Source organism: Nocardiopsis sp. iso_40 (assembly GCF_056173285.1).
On the sequence record NZ_CM149666.1, the window covers coordinates 1,713,727 to 1,729,872 of the forward strand.

A 16,146-nucleotide genomic window follows, 5' to 3' on the forward strand; every position below is an offset into this window, starting at 1 on the left:
CGCCGGTATCACCAGAGTTCGAGCACCGGTGGGAAGAGGCGGTCCAGGGTCGCGGCGTCGGGGACTTCCGCCAGGCCGGTGGAGGAGGCGACCCAGTAGGAGCCCGTTCGTTCCCCGTACCAGACGATGTAGCGCGGGTCGCGGGCCTGCACGGCGGCGGCGAGGGTGTGCTCGTTGCGGTACTCGGCCAGGTGGCCGCCCAGGCGGGGCAGCCGTTCGGCGCGGCGTCGGCGGCAGGAGGGGTGCGAGCACGAGAGGCAGGCCGGGCCGATGAGCGGGGTGCGGCGGGGCAGTGCCGGGCGGGTGCGGTACAGCGGGTCGCTGGAAGGTCGGGGTGCGGGGATAGGATGCGTCATCGATCCTGCTTTCTGGCTTTGAGAGGTCTGGAATTCGGGGTTGTTGGGGCCCGGGAAGCGTTGCAGCGCTTTCCTGGGCCCTCCTTTCGTTTCGGAGTGCTGCTAGCGGGCCGGTTCGGGCCAGGCGCTGTCCTTCAGGTCGTAGGCGAGGAAGAACCAGACCGCGCGGTGTGCGGGGCGGCCGTTGTCCCCCCAGCCGGTGGCCAGGGCGTCCACCATGGCCAACCCGCGCCCGGCCTCGGCACTGGGGTCCAGCCCACCGGGGTCCACGGTCAGGTAGTGGCGGTCGTGCACGCTGGTGGGGTCGTTGGCGATGCCGTCGTCGCGGCAGGTGAGGCGGAGTCCGTCGCGCTTGCGCTCGCAGAGCAGGGTGTAGCTGCGCCCGGGGAGTCCCGACCGTGAGTGTGTGAGCGCGTTGCTGGCGAGTTCGGAGCCGATGAGGGTGAACAGGTAGCGGTAGTCGGTGCTCTGCTCGGCCGCGCAGGTGTCCAGAAAGGCCCGCACGAGTGGGAGGAGGAGCGGGGAGGCACCGAAGTCGTAGCGGCGGGAGGAGTAGTAGGGGCGGTCGGGGCGGCCGTTGAAGTAGTGGCGGTAGGCGTGCGGCACCAGCTCGTGGAGGGCGATGGTCACTTCGGCCATCGGGGGTACGGGGGCGAGTGCGGGCATGACGAACAGAGCTCCTTACGCAGGCGGAAGCAGTAGATGGTTCGGGGGAGTGCCCGCTGGGTTGATGACCTTCACGTTTTCCCCGTGCAGGGAAAGGGGCACAAAGTAGTCTGATCAGCAGAGACTCTAGGTAAGGCTCCGATCACCGACTACACACAACGCTAGACAGTAGAATCCACTCCGTCAAGTGGATTCTACTAACTACGACAACTTGGGCTAGGCTCCTCCCATGGCCGCTCCTTACAGCCCCAGCGTCCGACGGCGACGTCTTTCAGCAGAGCTCAAGCGGCTTCGCACGGAAACTGGGATGACTCTCAACGAGGTCGCGAAGCACACCGGCATCAGTAGAGCCAATCTGAGCAAGATCGAACAGGCTGAGTCCAAGACGGTCCCTGTCCCGACCTTGAACAAGCTCTTGGACCTCTACAAAGTCGACGACCCTTCCGTGCGTGCAGCCATGCACGAACTATCCAAGCTGGCTGGTTTGAAGGGCTGGTGGTCCTTGTACAAGGACCTCATGCCTCAGACCCTCGTCGACTTCGAAGCTGAAGCTTGCGCCATCCGTACCTATGAGGCCCAGGTAATCCCCGGACTACTTCAGACTCCGGCGTATGCGGATGCCATCTTCCGAGCGAACCGCGTACGGGATGACAGCGAGATCGCCCAAAGAGTGACCGCCCGTATGGCACGGCAAAGCATCCTGAACCGCCCCAACCCGCCCACCTACCTTGCGATCATCGACGAAGCAGCCATCCGCCGCATGGTCGGTTCAGCAAGCGTGATGTGTGAACAGCTACGCCACCTGAGTCACATGGCTGCGCGAGGCAACATCGACGTCTACGTACTGCCGTTCACTGCGGGCGCTCACACTTCGACTGAGGGAAACTACCTCATCATGGACTTCCCAGACCCGAGGGATGCGAGCGTCGTCTATCTCGAGAGCCCCACCACTACCATGTTTCTTGAGGAAGACGAGCAGATCAGGCTGTACAACGACATGTTCGGCAGCACACAGAGTTGTTCCATGACCCCAGCGCAGAGTCTGGACTTCCTCAACCATCGGGTTCAAGAACTAGAAGAGTGAGCACAGTGACCGACCAGATGATGTGGCGCAAGAGCAGCTACAGCGGTGTTAATAACAACTGCGTCGAGGTCGCCCACTTCCCCAGCAGCTTCCGGAAGAGCAGCTACAGCGGACAAGAGCCGAACTGCGTCGAGGTCGCCGACCTCCCCTGCGGTGCCGCTGTCCGGGACTCGAAGAACCCCGCCAAGGGTCACTTCCCCTTCCCCGCCGCCGAGTGGACCGCCTTCCTCTCCACCGCCCGCGGCTGACCGCTCCTCCGGCTTCCGGCGCCCCGCCCTGAATCCGTACGGGCCGGGGCGCCGCTGCTTGTCGAGCCCCGGGCCCCGGTGGAGACGGCCTTGCGCCAGCACGGGCCCGGGAGCCTGTGGACAACCACACCGACCCCCGCCGCCTCTGGTACCAAGGAAGTCATGGCCACTCCCACCCCGCCCGGCGCTCCCGTCCCGGACACAGAACCCGTCACCGACCCCGCGGACCACCGTCCCGGCGGCGCCCTGCGCGAACGCGCCGAGGAACACCTGCGCGCCCTCGCCGGGGACTCCGCCCGCCTGCGCGAGGACCAGTGGACCGCCATCCGCGCCCTGGTCGAGGACCGGCGGCGCGCACTGGTCGTGCAGCGCACCGGCTGGGGCAAGTCGGCGGTGTACTTCGTGGCCACCGCCCTGCGCCGGGCCGAGGGCGCGGGCCCCACCGTCATCGTCTCTCCGCTGCTGGCGCTGATGCGCAACCAGATCGCCGCCGCGGAGCGGGCCGGTATCCACGCCCGCACCATCAACAGCTCCAACACCACCGCCTGGGAGGCCACCTACGCCGAGGTCGCCCAGGGGCGGGTGGACGTGCTCCTGGTCAGCCCCGAACGGCTCAACAACCCGGAGTTCCGCGACCGGGTCCTGCCCGAACTCGCCGCCGGGGCGGGCCTGGTCGTCATCGACGAGGCGCACTGCGTCTCCGACTGGGGCCACGACTTCCGCCCCGACTACCGGCGGATCCGCTCCCTGCTGCACGACCTGCCCGACGGGGTGCCGGTCCTGGCCACCACCGCCACCGCCAACGAGCGCGTCACCCACGACGTCGCCGAACAGCTCCAGGCCGGCGCCGACCGCGCCGACACCCTGGTCCTGCGCGGCAGCCTGGAACGGGAGAGCCTGAGCCTGGCCGTGGCCGAGCTGCCCGACCCCACCGCCCGGCTCAGCTGGCTCGCCGAACACCTGCCCCGGATTCCCGGTTCGGGAATCGTCTACACGCTCACCGTCAGCGCCGCCGTGGAGACCGCCCGCTTCCTCGCCGAACAGGGGATGGAGGTGCTGCCCTACACCGGGCAGACCGACCCCGAGGAGCGCAAACGGGCCGAGGACGCCCTGCTGGACAACCGGGTCAAGGCGCTCGTGGCCACCAGCGCCCTCGGCATGGGCTTCGACAAGCCGGACCTGGGCTTCGTCGTCCATCTGGGCGCCCCGCAGTCGCCGATCTCCTACTACCAGCAGGTCGGCCGTGCGGGCCGCGGCGTCCAGCGGGCCGAGGTCGTGCTCCTGCCGGGCCGTGAGGACGTCCAGATCTGGGAGTACTTCGCCGGGCTGTCCTTCCCGCCCGAGGAGACCGTCCGCCAGACCCTCCAGGTGCTGGCCGAGGCCGACGGGCCCCTGTCCGTCGCCCACCTGGAGACCCGGGTGGACCTGCGCCGCACCCGCCTGGAGCAGATGCTCAAGGTGCTGGACGTGGACGGGGCGGTGCGCCGGGTACGGGGCGGCTGGACCGCCACCGGCCAGCCCTGGACCTACGACGCGGACCGCTACGCCGCCGTCAGCGCCGCCCGTGAACGCGAACAGCGGGCCATGCTCGACTACATCGCCGCCGACACCTGCCGGATGGAGTTCCTCCGCCGCCAGCTGGACGACCCCGAGGCGGTCGTCTGTGGCCGCTGCGACGTGTGCACCGGTCAGTACTGGCCCACCGAGGTCGACTCCGGGCGGCGCAAGGCCGCCGCCGACCACCTGGACCGGCCCGGCACGCCGATCAGCCCGCGCCGCCAGTGGCCGACCGGCATGGACACCCTCGGGGTACGCCTGTCCGGCAAGATCCCCGAAGAGCTGAGAGCGGGGGAGGGGCGCGCCCTGGGACGCCTCACCGATATCGGCTGGGGCACCGAACTGCGCCGGATCCTCGCCGAGGACGCCCCCGACGCCCCCGTGGACGAGCGGGTCCTGCAGGGGGTGGTGCGGGTACTCGCCGCCTGGGGCTGGCAGAACCGCCCCGTCGGTGTGGTCGCGATGCCCTCGGCCACCCGCCCGGTCCTGGTCGCCGACCTCGCAGCCCGCATCGCCGAACTGGGGCGGCTGGCCCCGCTCGGCTCGCTGTCCTACCGCCGGGGCGGTCCGGGCGCCCGGCGCCACAACAGCGCCATGCGCCTGGAACAGGTGTACTCCGAGCTGGTGGCGGACGAGGCGCTCACCGCGCGCCTCACCGAGCTCCAGGACCGGACCCCGGGTCCGGTCCTGCTGGTGGACGACCACTCCGACACCGGGTGGACTCTCACCGTCGGCGCCGCGCTGCTGCGCAGGGCCGGAGCCCCGGAGGTCCTGCCCCTGACCCTGGCGACCTCCGGGGGCTGAGCGGCACCCGCACGCCCCGGCAGGCCCACAACGCCCCGGCAGACACGTGAAGGGGCCCGTGGTCGTCCTGACCACGGGCCCCTCCCGAAGCTCCTACTAGCGGATGCGCTGTCCGCGGGGCGCGCCCCGGCGGACGGGCTGGCCCTCACCCAGGTCCGGACGGGCACCCGGCTGGTGCAGCGCACGGGCGGCCAGGTGGCTGGCCCGGCCCAGCGCCTCTTTGGGGTGGCGTCCGGCAAGCCACGAGGGCAGGAAACCGGCGATGAAGGCGTCACCGGCGCCCACCGAACCGGGGGAGGGCTCCACCGGCTCGGCGGGGGCCTTCACGCAGTCCTCGCGCGTCTTGGAGGCCCACAGCCCGCCCTCCTCACCGAGCTTGATCACCACGTTGGGGAACCAGGCGGTCAGGACCTTCGCCGCGGCCTCCGCGTCGTCCCGCCCGGTGAGCACCCGGGCTTGGGCGAGGTTGACGAACAGCAGCCGGGCGCCCTGGGTCCAGTCCAGGAAGTTCTCCGCGCCCGCCCGCTCCAGCGGCGCGTGCGAACCGCCGTCCACCGAGATCGACATTCCGCTCTCCCGCGCCATCCGCAGGGCCACCCGGGCCGCGCGGCGGGAGTCGGAGTTGATCAGCGTGTAGCCGGACACGTGCAGGTGGCCGTCGGCGCCGAAGACGTCGCGGGGCAGGTCCTCGGGCTGGAGGCGGGCGTTGGCGCCGGGGTCGCTGAGCATCGTCCGGTCGCCCCGGTGGGTGATCATCACCACGCAGGTGCCGGTGGGGCGTTCGGGGTCCATCACCATGCGCGAGTCCAGGCCGTAGCCCATGAGCTCCATCTCGCGGGTGCGCCCGGTGATGTCGGAGCCGCGGCGGCCAACGAACGTGGTGTCGGTGCCCTCGACGGACAGCCAGGAGGCTATGTTCGCCCCGGACCCCCCGCCGTACATGACCACCGACGCGGGGGTGTCGCTACCGCGGGCCAACGGGTAGAACGCGCGCGCGACGGCGTCGGTCATCAGGTCACCGATCACGACCACTCGAGTCATTTCGCCAGCCACCACCGAGGGTTTGAGAATCTGTGCCCGCACGACGTTAACAGCTTAACGACCAGTGTCGGGTAACGAACTGACAGCGCCCCGGACACGCTGTCACACAGGGGCTGTCGAGGGTCCTCGGACCCACCGGACCAGAGTATGCGGACCCCGTCGCGGACGGTCCCCGAGGCCGCCGGGCGGGGGAGGCCGCGGCGGGGATTTCGGGGAGCCCGCATGGACTTTCCCCGGATTGGACCGATTGTCGTCTAGTCTCGCAGTCGTGCAGTCCTACCCGAACCACTGGGAAGCCGACGTCGTCCTGACCGACGGAGGCACCGCGCATCTGCGCCCCATCACCCCTGACGACGCCGACCTGCTGCGCGAGTTCCACGCCCGGCTCTCGCCGGAGACGATCTACTACCGGTTCTTCGCGCCCTACCCGAAACTCTCCGACCGTGACGTCAAACGCTTCACCACGGTCGACTACGAGGACCGTGTGGCCCTCGTGGCCACGATCTCCGACTCACTCGTCGCCGTGGTGCGTTACGACAAGGTCGCCCCGGAGGAGGCCGAGGTGGCCTTCGTCGTGGAGGACGGCCACCAGGGACGGGGCCTGGCCTCGGTGCTCCTGGAACACATCGGGGCGGCCGCCCGCGAGCGGGGGATGCGCCGCTTCATCGCCGACGTGCTGCCCGAGAACCGGCGCATGATCAACGTCTTCCGTGAGGCCGGGTACACCGCCCAGCAGACCTTCGACGAGGGCGTCATCCGGCTCACCCTGGACCTGCAGCCCACCGACGACTCCAGGGAGGTCATGCAGGCCCGGGAACAGCGCGCCGAGTCGCGTTCCATCGCCCGGCTGCTCTTCCCCGAGTCCGTCGCGGTCATCGGAGCCAGCCGCACCGCGCACACCATCGGCCAGACCGCCCTGCGCAACCTGCTCGGCGGGGAGTTCCAGGGGCCGGTCTACCCCGTCCACCCCGAGGCCAGGGCCGTGGTGGGCGTACGCGCCTACCCCTCCGTCCTGGAGATCCCGGACCAGGTCGACCTGGCCGTGGTGGCGGTGCGCGCCGACATGGTCGTCGACGTGGTCGAGCAGTGCGCCGAGAAGGGCGTACACGGCCTGATCGTGGTCAGCTCCGGTTTCGGAGAGGTCGGGGCCGAGGGCCGGGCCCGCCAGGACGAGCTGGTGCGCACCGCCCGCGCCGCCGGTATGCGCGTGGTCGGCCCCAACTGCCTGGGCATCGCCAACAGCGACCCCTCGGTCTCCCTCAACGCCACCCTGTCCCCGGACCTGCCCTCCCAGGGGCCCATCGGGTTCTTCTCCCAGTCCGGAGCCCTGGGCCGGGCCATCCTCCAGCGGGTCGCCGAACGCGGAATGGGCCTGTCCACCTTCGTGTCCGCGGGCAACCGCGCGGACGTGTCCGGCAACGACCTCATGCAGTACTGGCAGGAGGACCCCGCCACCCAGGTGGTGCTCCAGTACCTGGAGTCCCTGGGCAACCCGCGCAAGTTCACCCGGCTGGCACGGCGCCTGGCCAAGCAGAAGCCGGTCGTGGCGGTGCGCAGCGGCGGTTCCGCGCAGACCACGCCCACCGGGCACGCCGCGGGCGGTCTCGCCCTGCCCGACTACGCCGTCACCTCCCTGTTCCAGCAGGCCGGTGTGGTGCGGGTGGACGACATCACCCAGATGTTCGACGCCGCCCAGGTGTTCGCCTACCAGCCGCTGCCCCAGGGCCCCCGGGTGGGCATCATCGGCAACTCCGACTCCCTGGAGCTGCTGGTCAAGGATGCCGCCGTCCGTCAGGGCCTCAAACCGCACGATCCGGTCAACCTGGGGCCGCAGGCCACCGCCGAGGACTTCGACACCGCGATCCGGGCCGCGCTGGCCGCCGAGGACGTGCACTCGGTCGTGGTGGTCTTCGTGCCCGCCCTGCACCCCATCGGGGACGACGTGGCCCGTGTGCTGCGCGCCCGCTCCCTGGACTCGGACAAGCCCATCGTCACCACCTACCTGGCCCGCCAGGGCATCCCCGAGGAACTGAGGCACGTCGGGGAGCGGAACCAGACCCTGCACGGTTCGGTGCCCTCCTACCCCTCGCCGGAGGACGCCGTGCGCGCCCTCGCCCACTCCACCCGGTACGCCCAGTGGCGCAACCGCAAGCCCGGACGCCACCCCGAGCTGCCCGACATCGACCGCGCACGGGCGCGGGCCACCATCACCCGCGCCCTCAGGAAGGCGACCCCGGCGATGGAGGACGTCGCCTGGTTCGGCGGCGAGCGGCGGTACGACGAGGAGACCGCGATCTCCGCCGAGGACGCCCGCGACCTGCTGGGCTGCTACGGGATCGCCGCCTACCCGGACATCAGGGTCAGCTCCGCGGACGAGGCCGTCGTCGCCGCGGGTGAGCTCGGCTATCCCGCCGTGGTCAAGGCCGACGCGCCCGACCTGCGGGTACGTGCGGGCGGCACGTTCGTCCGGGCCGACCTGCGCACCCCCGAGGACGTGCGCAGCGCCTACCTCTCCCTGCTCGACCGCTTCGGCGGCGAGGCGGAGCTGGTCGTCCAGCGGATGGCGGCGCCCGGCGTGCCCACGGTGGTGCGCGCGGGCGACAACCGGTCCTTCGGGTCGGTGGTCTCCTTCGGGCTGGCGGACGTCACCGCCGAACTCCTCGACGACCGGTCGTTCCGGCTGGCACCGCTGACCGACATGGACGCCGCCGACCTCATCCACGCGGTCCGGGCCGCCCCGCTGCTGTTCGGCCTGCCCGCGGGGGCGACCTCGCTGGCCGAACAACCCAACGTGGAGGCGCTGGAGGAACTGCTCATCCGGGTGTCCCGCCTGGTGGAGGCCTTCCCCGAGATCGGTTACGTGGACCTGGACCCCGTACTGGTCAACGCCACCGGGGCCCATGTCCTGGGCGCCCGCATGTGGCTGCGCGAGGCCCCCGACGTGCGGCCGGACGCCGGCCCGCGCCGACTGCGCGGGGTGACGTTCTGATCAGGGAATGGGCCTCCCGTTTCGGTGGACGGTCGCGAAGTGTCACCGGAAGGAGGCAGGATAGGGGTATGAGGAAAACACGTGCCGTGCCCACGGACTGGCGCCTGGAGATCGAGCGGAGCGGGTACTACCCCGCCCTGGTCATCGACGCCGTCGCGACCACCCTGGGCGAGGAGGACGCCGAGGCGTTCATCGTGCACCATGAGGCGACCTTCGATCCGGCGATGGAGATGCGGCGGCACATCACCGTGATGCTGCTGACCGCGACCCGGCTCGTCGTCTGCCACACGGATGAGCACCCGCCCACCGAACCCGGTGGGACCTCGCACGCCTCCACCACGACCGACAGCATCCAGCTGGGCAACGTCCAGTCGGTGGCGCTGACCCGGGTCGTGCCCAACCCCGCCCAGTACAAGCCGGGCAGCCTGCCCAGTGAACTGGTGCTCAGCGTGAACCTGTCGGTGAACTGGGGCGCCGTCGCCCACATCGACCTCGAACCGGCCTCCTGCGCCGACGAGAGCTGTGAACTCGACCACGGGTACACCGGTGCCATCACCGCCGAACCCCTCACCCTGAGGGTGAGCGAGGCGGCCGACGGCACCGACGCCGTCACCACCATGATGCACTTCGCCGACGCCCTGTCCGCGGCCACCACCCGCCGCTGAGACCGGGGAGCCCGAAAGGACGGCGTGATGCCTTCCGGGGTCGGGGCGGGGTCCGGGAACGGCCCCCGCCCCGGCCCCGTCCGTGTTCCCGGTCAGGGCCCCGGAGCGGGCCGCGGGGAACCGGCGCCCGGGGCCGGGACCGGTGGGGCGGGCGGAGGTCGCGGCGGGCGCGAACGCTAGCGTGTGGTCCACGTAACACAAGCGCTGTCACGCGTGACACGGACTTAACCGGTCCGGCTGCGGTGGACGCCGTGCCGAAACAACCGGCCTGTCTACTGTTCGGGGCGGATGCGTTCCCACCGCCACCAGCGAGACGCACACGGCCACAAGCCGTTCGCGTACCGCGCGCCGTGACCGGATCCGCGCGCGTTCAACGGAGAAAGGTCAGTCTGCGATGACGCAGCACCCGACGTCCCCGACCCCCTCGGACGACGCTCCCCTCGTACGGTCGAGCGTTGACCGTGCCATCGCCACGATCACCCTCGACTCACCGCACAACCGCAACGCGCTCTCCGCGCGGCTGCGCACCGAACTCTCCCGGGCCCTGACCGACGCGATGGCCGACGAGGACGTCCGCGGGGTCGTCCTCACCGGCAACGGCCCGGTGTTCTGCGCCGGGGCCGACCTCAAAGAGATCGGTGCGGCCCTCCAGGGCGCCCCGGTGGCACCCGCACCGGAGCTCCCGGAGATCTTCGAGCAGATCATGGGTGCGCCCAAGCCGGTGATCGCCGTGCTCAACGGCGCCGCACGCGCGGGCGGGATCGGTCTGGTGGCCGCCGCCGACATCGCCCTGGCACCCAAGAGCGCCACCTTCGCGTTCACCGAGGTACGTATCGGCGTGGTCCCGGCGATCATCTCCGTTCCGGTCTCGGCCCGGATGCACTCCCGGCAGCTCAGCCGCTACTTCCTCACCGGTGAGCTCTTCGACGCCTCCGCCGCCGCCAAGGCCGGGCTCCTCACCCAGGCCGTCCCCGACCGGGAGATGGACCACGCGGTGGACGCGGTGCTCCAGGGCCTGCGGGGCTCGGCGCCGAGCGCTCTGTCCCGCACCAAGGAGCTCCTGGGCGAGCTCGCGGGCGGCGCCCAGGCCGCCCCGGACCGGCGTACCGAGGCGTTCACCCGGATGGGCGAGCTGTCCGCCGAGTTCTTCGCCGGCCAGGACGCGGCGGAGGGGCGTGCGGCCTTCTTCGAGAAGAGGCCTCCTCGTTGGGCCCGGTGATCCGGTGACACCGACACGCTGAACCCGCGGGCCGGTGCGGCCCCTCCGGCGGGCCGCACCGGCGCGGAGGCCGCGCACCCGCACCACCGGGTGCGCGGCCCCGGTTCGTGCGCTCCCTCCGACAGGCCACAATGGTCGGGTGAGCTACTCCGGAGATACCAGGGTCGGCGGTCCGGCCGACCTGCGCCAACTATCGAACCTGACGATCACCAAGCTGGCCGTGGGCCCGATGGACAACAACGCCTACCTCCTCCGTTGCCGGGGGACGGGTGAGGCGGTCCTCATCGACGCGGCGGCCGAACCCGACCGGATCCTGGAGCTGATCGGCGAGGAGGGTCTGGCCCGTGTGGTCACCACCCACCGCCACCAGGACCACTGGCAGGCCCTGGCCGAGGTCGTCGGCCAGACCGGTGCCCGTACGGTCGCCCACCCCGAGGACGCCGAGGAGCTGCCGGTCTCGGTGGACGAGCCCGTCACCCACGGCGGCACCGTCCCGGTCGGGGACTGCGTACTCACCGTCATCCACCTGCGCGGCCACACACCCGGGTCGATCGCCCTGCGCTACGACGACCCCGGGGGCCGGACCCACCTGTTCACCGGGGACAGCCTCTTCCCGGGCGGGGTCGGCAAGACCTGGTCCGACGGGGACTTCCGGACCCTGTTCGGTGACGTCTCGGAGCGGGTCTTCGGTGCCCTGGCCGACGACACCTGGGTCTACCCCGGGCACGGCAAGGACACCACCCTGGGCGCGGAGCGCCCCCGCCTGGCCGAATGGCGCGAGCGCGGCTGGTAGCGCGCCGGGGGTGACCGCCCGCTGCGGTCACCCCTTCCTCAGGCGCCGTAACAGCAGAAACCGACGTGCCCGAGGTGGTCGGACACCGCCTCGGACACGTCGGTGCCCGTGGTGATCGCCCGGTGGAAGGCGAGCATGGCCGCTCCGGTCCGTGCGTCCTCGACCGGGACCGGGCTGGCCACCACCGTGCGGGTGCCCCGGGCCAACAGGGCGCCCACGAACCCGAGCGGCTGCCCGGCCGCCCCGCCGAAGCCGCGGCCGCCCCAGCAGGAGGACAGGGTGACCAGGTCGGGCGCCGAGGGCAGGGAAGCCAGGTCGCAGGCGAGCAACGGCTCGTCGTGCAGCTCCAGCCGGGAGAGCATGGGCGTGCGGTCGCCCACCTGTCCGTGCCCGGCCAGGTGGGCCAGGTCCGATCGGGCCAGTTCGGCCAGGACCCGGTCCCGGTGCGCCCGCTCCAGGAGCCGTGCCCCCGGGTGGATCGCGGCCAGCGCGGCCACCTCCAGGCGGGCCTGTTCGGGTTCGGGACCGCAGGCCAGCAGAACCCTCTCCCAGCCGCGCCGTTCGGGCGGCCGCTGCGCCCAGGACCGGGCCGTGGGCACCAGCCGCACCGGACGGCCCCGCAGTGCCGGGAGCAGGCCCCACGGCAGGTCGCTCAGGTAGGGGTCACCGGTCACCACCACAGCGCGTTCCCCGACCAGGGGCAGCAACGGCCGGAACAGGGCGTCGGAGGCGTGCGCGGCGGTCGAGCGGTGCGGCTCCGCGGGCGCGCCTGTCGACGGCGCCGACCTCTCGTGTGCGAACCGGGCCAGGGCGCGGCGGACCGTCAGAAGGGGGCCGAGGTGCCTGGCGTGCACCCGGCCGTCCACCGCGAGCAGCGCCACGGCCTCCCCGCCCGCCGCGGTGTAGTGGATGAACGCCCGGCCCTCCAGTGCGGCCAGGAGCGGTTCCAGTACCGGGCCCGGGGCCTGGCCCCGGGGCTCCGCCCACGGGTTCCGGCGCCCCGGGTGCAGTGCCCGCCAGCGGGCGGCCTCCCACCGCCGGGCGTAGGCGCCGGCCTCGGGGCCGCCGCCCCGGCACAGCGCACGGCGGTAGCGTCCGGTCAGCTCCCTGAGCGCGGAGCCGCCGACGGTGCCCGGCCCCGGCACCAGCCCGACCGCCCAGGTGCGTCCCAGCTCCGCCCATTCGAGCGCGGTCTCGGCGTCCCCGGTGGCCAGGGCGCTCTCCAGTCCGGCCCGCACCACGTGGGGGTCGCGGCCGGCGCTCCCGAGCCAGGGGCCGGGCGGCGGGGCTCCCAGCCTGGAGAGCCGGGCCAGGGCCCGGTACGCGCCCGACAGCCCCTCCTGGTGCCGGCCCCCGTCCCTGGGGCCCGCGGACGCGTGTCCCCGGGACGGTCGCGGCAGGGAGGGGGCGCGCAACGCCAGGGTGTCCTGTGCGCGCAGAACCGGGGAGCCGTCGTCGGTGACGCCGAGGGCGGCCCGCTCCAACCGCGTGGTGATGCCGTGCCACAGGGAACCCGGACCCTCGCTCGCGCGGACCTGCCGGGTGAGGTGGAGCGAGCCCCGGTGGTCGCCGTCCAGGAGCCGCAGCTTGGCCTCCACGAGGGTGCGGGCGACCCCGCCCCGGGCCGCGTGCCACGGGGCCTCGGCGAGGGTGCGCCCGGCCTCCTCCACGAGCCCTTCGCAGAGCAGGGCCTCGGCCAGGTCGACGCGCAGGGCCTCCTGCCGGTCCGCGGGCATCCGGTGCACGAGTTCGTGGAAGGTGGTGATGGCGGTGGCGGTCTCGCCCCGGTGCAGGTCCAGGCAGCCGAGGTTGTGCTCGGCCACCAGACCCAGCAGGGGGAGACGGCGTGCGTCGGCCAGGGAGCGGGCCTCGTTGAGGTGTTCCTCGGCCTGACCGAAACGGCCGCACAGGGTCTGGGCCAGCCCGAGGTCGGCCAGGAGGCCCGGCAGGACGGGGGCGAGCTCGGCGATGGGATGACCGTGCAGCCGTTTCCGGGTGTCGTAGAGGAGGGCGACGGTTTCCTCGAAGAGGCCGTTCCGGGCCAGCCGGACGCCCTGGGTGACCCGGGACAGCAGGATCTGTCCCGTGCTCGGGTCCGGGGTGTCCGGGAGGGTGTTCGCGGGCGTGGGGTCGGGCGCTGCGCTGGGGAGCACGTCCGGCTGCCTTTCGCCAGTGGGGCCGGTCGACTCCAGTGATAGCAGCGGTCGCCGTCCGGCGGGAGTGGCCAGCCCCGGCCTGTGCACAACCCGTTGGCCGTGAACCGGGGCGAACCGGGGCGAAGGCGGGTGATCGGTCCGGGGTTGGCGCGCGCACCTAACCGGATTCGGGCCGTATCCGTTTCCCGCGGTCGGTTCAGCGGCCCCCGTCGGCGGTCGACAGGGTGAACCAGTCGGTGACGGCGAGCGGGCGGCCGGGGATCTCCACGGCCAGGCTCAGCGGGCCGGGCGCCAGGTCGTGGGCCTCGAACCGGCCGTCGACCCCCACGAACAGGCGCAGCGTGCTCCCGGAGCGGCGAACGTGCACGTCCACGTGGTCGAACTCGCCGCCGACCAGGCCGGAGAGCGAGTGGTGGGCCCCGCGCTGGTGGATCCGCAGGTCCAGGTGGACGCCCCCCAGGTCGAACAGGAGGGTGGTCGGGGCGGCGCCGCGGTGGTCGCGGTGGACCGCCGGCCCGGGGGCCAGGGCCGTGTCGCTGATGGTCCTGGCCTGGCGGGCACGGTCAAGGGAGCGGTCGAAGGCGGCCAGTGCGGCGGCCCGCCCGCTCCGGTCCTCGGTGGGGTCCGGATCGTTCCACACGGTTCACGCACGCCTTTCGTTCGGTTCTCTGGTCGCTCTGAGGGAGCGGCGGAGCTGGCGGAGCAGGTGTCGCCGCTGGTTCGGGGTGGTCCGGTGGGAGATCGGTCGGGCGTCGGGTGAGTCGTCGAGGTAGTGCCGTGCGACCCGGCGGTCTACCGGGTCGGTGAGTTCTCCGATGGCCCGGTGCAGTTCGGCGTGCCTCTCCTTGAGCAGGTACTCGTGTTCGGGGTCGGTCCGGTGGTGGAGGTGATCGGCCAGGGCCAGGGGGTCTACCGGGAGGAAGCGCCGCCGGTGCTGCCGCTGTCGGCCGCAGGCCGTGTGCGCCGCCCGGCTCAGCCAGGCGGCGAGCAGGTGCGGGGAGTGGAGCCGGGGTAGGTTCTGGTTGAGGCGGAGCCAGACCGTCTGGACGGCGTCCTCGTGGTCCTGCCGGGGGAGCCCGTAGGAACGGGCGATCCGGTTCACCATGCCCAGGTGGCGGTCGACGATGGCCTCCCACGCGTCCGCGTCCCCGTGGCAGGCGCTCAGCACCAGTTCGGCGTCGGAGCGCGGGGCGTGCTCGGGGCCGGTTGTGGCCGGAACCGACAAGAAAGTGGTGGAAACATATCCTGAAGTGCGCGAATGGGTGTTTTCTGATGTTGGTTCCGGGGGGTGGATGTCTCCGTGCGACTGGTCTGGCACATCCGCCCCCACTATGATCGAACTCCCTGTCGCCGCCTGTGGCACACGCTAATCTCTGGGCGCTCCGGGCGCGGTGGGAACGCTGGAAAATACCAGCGTGCGAGATGGTTCCCAGGGTGCCCTTGGGGCACAATGGGGCAAAAGGCATTCAGGCGGGTATGCAACCTTCTCGTGGTACGAGGGCGTCGGGGAAGCGCACTCGTTCGTATCAGGAGGTTCGGTGTCCGCACGTGGCGTCTTGTACGTCCACTCCGCGCCCGCGGCGCTGTGCCCACACGTCGAGTGGGCGGTCGCGGGTGTTGTTGGAGTACCCGTGAAACTAGACTGGGTCGCCCAACCGGCGGCACCCGGCCACCACCGTGCCGAGCTCAACTGGCAGGGGAAGCCGGGGACCGCGGGGGCGGTGGCCTCCGCGTTGAACGCGTGGCAGCGCCTGCGCTTCGAGGTGACCGAGGAGGGGTCGCCCGGCTGTGACGGTACGCGTTACAGCTACACGCCCACCCTCGGTGTGTTCACCGCCATCACCAGTGCCGCCGGTGAGGTCCTCGTACCCGAGGGCAGACTGCGCGCCGCCATGGCCGCGGCCGCCGACGGCCGCGACCTGGCCGACGAACTCGACCGGCTCACCGGGCGTGCCTGGGACGAGGAACTCGAACCCTTCCGCTACGCGGGTGACGGCGCCCCCGTGCGCTGGCTGCACGCGGTGGGCTGAGCGGGGAGCGGTTCCGGCCGCGCCCCGCTCAGGGCGGTTCCTCCCCGCTGGGCCAGATGGCCGAGGCCAACAGTACGGCCGCCCAGATCCCCAGGGGGACCAGCGGCCAGTACGGCACCCACTCACCGCCCAGAAGGCTGGCGCCGGCCCATACCCCGGTCAGCAGCCCGGCCACGCCCAGCCACCACCGCCACTCCTCGCCCCACTCCTCCCACGGCACGAGCGGGCCCTCCGGCGCGGGTCCGGTGCGGTGCTCGCGGTGGGGCCTCGGCTGTGGGACCGGGACCGGCACCCGGGCCCCCGGGAGGTCGGCGGTCAGTGAGCGGAGCTCGCCGACCAGGACCGCGCTCAGCGCCGTACCCACTCGGCGCTCGTACTCCTCGTGGTCCAGACGGCCCTCGGAGAAGGCCACCGCGAGGCGGTCCACCGTCAGGTCCCGATCGGTGTCCGAGGCTCGCATCCGGTCCACCGGCAGACGTCGGGTCTCCACTTCCCACCCCCCGAAGGCGCGAGTTGGTGACCACACGATACGCGCCGT

The 16,146-nt window shown here is 71.9% G+C and carries 15 protein-coding genes; 8 read left to right on the top strand and 7 right to left on the bottom strand.

What is annotated here, in order from left to right:
• Positions 1 to 8: 8 nt before the first annotated feature.
• Positions 9 to 356 carry a hypothetical protein gene (locus AC0VYD_RS07525; protein WP_475479209.1) on the bottom strand — a complete coding sequence of 116 codons (348 nt, stop codon included), beginning with the start codon at positions 354 to 356 and terminating at the stop codon, positions 9 to 11.
• Between the two features lie 102 nt (positions 357 to 458).
• A complete protein-coding gene (locus AC0VYD_RS07530; protein WP_475479210.1) occupies positions 459 to 1,022 on the bottom strand; it encodes an ATP-binding protein in 564 nt (187 codons plus the stop codon).
• A gap of 229 nt (positions 1,023 to 1,251) precedes the next feature.
• Here AC0VYD_RS07530 and AC0VYD_RS07535 point away from each other — a divergent pair, with 229 nt between their 5' ends.
• From AC0VYD_RS07535 to AC0VYD_RS07545, 3 genes are all read left to right on the top strand, one after another.
• Complete coding sequence (locus AC0VYD_RS07535) at positions 1,252 to 2,106, top strand: helix-turn-helix domain-containing protein (RefSeq protein WP_475479211.1); 855 nt, start codon at positions 1,252 to 1,254, stop codon at positions 2,104 to 2,106.
• A 17-nt stretch (positions 2,107 to 2,123) separates the two neighbouring features.
• Positions 2,124 to 2,354, top strand: coding sequence for a DUF397 domain-containing protein (locus AC0VYD_RS07540; protein WP_475480215.1), 231 nt, complete (start codon positions 2,124 to 2,126; stop codon positions 2,352 to 2,354).
• Between the two features lie 162 nt (positions 2,355 to 2,516).
• Complete coding sequence (locus AC0VYD_RS07545) at positions 2,517 to 4,715, top strand: RecQ family ATP-dependent DNA helicase (RefSeq protein WP_475479212.1); 2,199 nt, start codon at positions 2,517 to 2,519, stop codon at positions 4,713 to 4,715.
• Positions 4,716 to 4,811: 96 nt separating this feature from the next.
• On the opposite strand, the gene AC0VYD_RS07550 is transcribed toward AC0VYD_RS07545, so the two are convergent.
• Positions 4,812 to 5,747, bottom strand: a complete 936-nt coding sequence (locus AC0VYD_RS07550; protein WP_475480216.1) for a carbohydrate kinase family protein — start codon at positions 5,745 to 5,747, stop codon at positions 4,812 to 4,814.
• A 277-nt stretch (positions 5,748 to 6,024) separates the two neighbouring features.
• On the opposite strand from AC0VYD_RS07550, the gene AC0VYD_RS07555 reads away from it, so the two are divergent.
• The 4 genes from AC0VYD_RS07555 to AC0VYD_RS07570 all read left to right on the top strand — a co-directional run bounded on the left by AC0VYD_RS07555 (position 6,025) and on the right by AC0VYD_RS07570 (position 11,422).
• Positions 6,025 to 8,745, top strand: coding sequence for a bifunctional acetate--CoA ligase family protein/GNAT family N-acetyltransferase (locus tag AC0VYD_RS07555; RefSeq protein ID WP_475480217.1), 2,721 nt, complete (start codon positions 6,025 to 6,027; stop codon positions 8,743 to 8,745).
• A gap of 86 nt (positions 8,746 to 8,831) precedes the next feature.
• Positions 8,832 to 9,410, top strand: coding sequence for a DUF5998 family protein (locus AC0VYD_RS07560; protein WP_473040995.1), 579 nt, complete (start codon positions 8,832 to 8,834; stop codon positions 9,408 to 9,410).
• Between the two features lie 394 nt (positions 9,411 to 9,804).
• Entirely contained in the window at positions 9,805 to 10,629 is an 825-nt protein-coding gene (locus AC0VYD_RS07565; RefSeq protein ID WP_475479213.1) for an enoyl-CoA hydratase-related protein, read from the top strand.
• Positions 10,630 to 10,768: 139 nt separating this feature from the next.
• Complete coding sequence (locus AC0VYD_RS07570; protein ID WP_475479214.1) at positions 10,769 to 11,422, top strand: MBL fold metallo-hydrolase; 654 nt, start codon at positions 10,769 to 10,771, stop codon at positions 11,420 to 11,422.
• Positions 11,423 to 11,460: 38 nt separating this feature from the next.
• On the opposite strand, the gene AC0VYD_RS07575 is transcribed toward AC0VYD_RS07570, so the two are convergent.
• The 3 genes from AC0VYD_RS07575 to AC0VYD_RS07585 all read right to left on the bottom strand — a co-directional run bounded on the left by AC0VYD_RS07575 (position 11,461) and on the right by AC0VYD_RS07585 (position 14,803).
• Entirely contained in the window at positions 11,461 to 13,575 is a 2,115-nt protein-coding gene (locus AC0VYD_RS07575; RefSeq protein ID WP_475479215.1) for a CHAT domain-containing protein, read from the bottom strand.
• A 199-nt stretch (positions 13,576 to 13,774) separates the two neighbouring features.
• Entirely contained in the window at positions 13,775 to 14,218 is a 444-nt protein-coding gene (locus AC0VYD_RS07580; RefSeq protein WP_475479216.1) for a carboxypeptidase regulatory-like domain-containing protein, read from the bottom strand.
• Positions 14,219 to 14,221: 3 nt separating this feature from the next.
• Complete coding sequence (locus AC0VYD_RS07585) at positions 14,222 to 14,803, bottom strand: RNA polymerase sigma factor (RefSeq protein WP_475479217.1); 582 nt, start codon at positions 14,801 to 14,803, stop codon at positions 14,222 to 14,224.
• Between the two features lie 313 nt (positions 14,804 to 15,116).
• Here AC0VYD_RS07585 and AC0VYD_RS07590 point away from each other — a divergent pair, with 313 nt between their 5' ends.
• Positions 15,117 to 15,608 (top strand): DUF3145 family protein, encoded by a 492-nt coding sequence (locus AC0VYD_RS07590; RefSeq protein ID WP_473040829.1) that lies wholly within the window; start codon positions 15,117 to 15,119, stop codon positions 15,606 to 15,608.
• A 28-nt stretch (positions 15,609 to 15,636) separates the two neighbouring features.
• On the opposite strand, the gene AC0VYD_RS07595 is transcribed toward AC0VYD_RS07590, so the two are convergent.
• Complete coding sequence (locus AC0VYD_RS07595) at positions 15,637 to 16,098, bottom strand: DUF1707 SHOCT-like domain-containing protein (RefSeq protein WP_475479218.1); 462 nt, start codon at positions 16,096 to 16,098, stop codon at positions 15,637 to 15,639.
• Positions 16,099 to 16,146 lie beyond the last annotated feature (48 nt).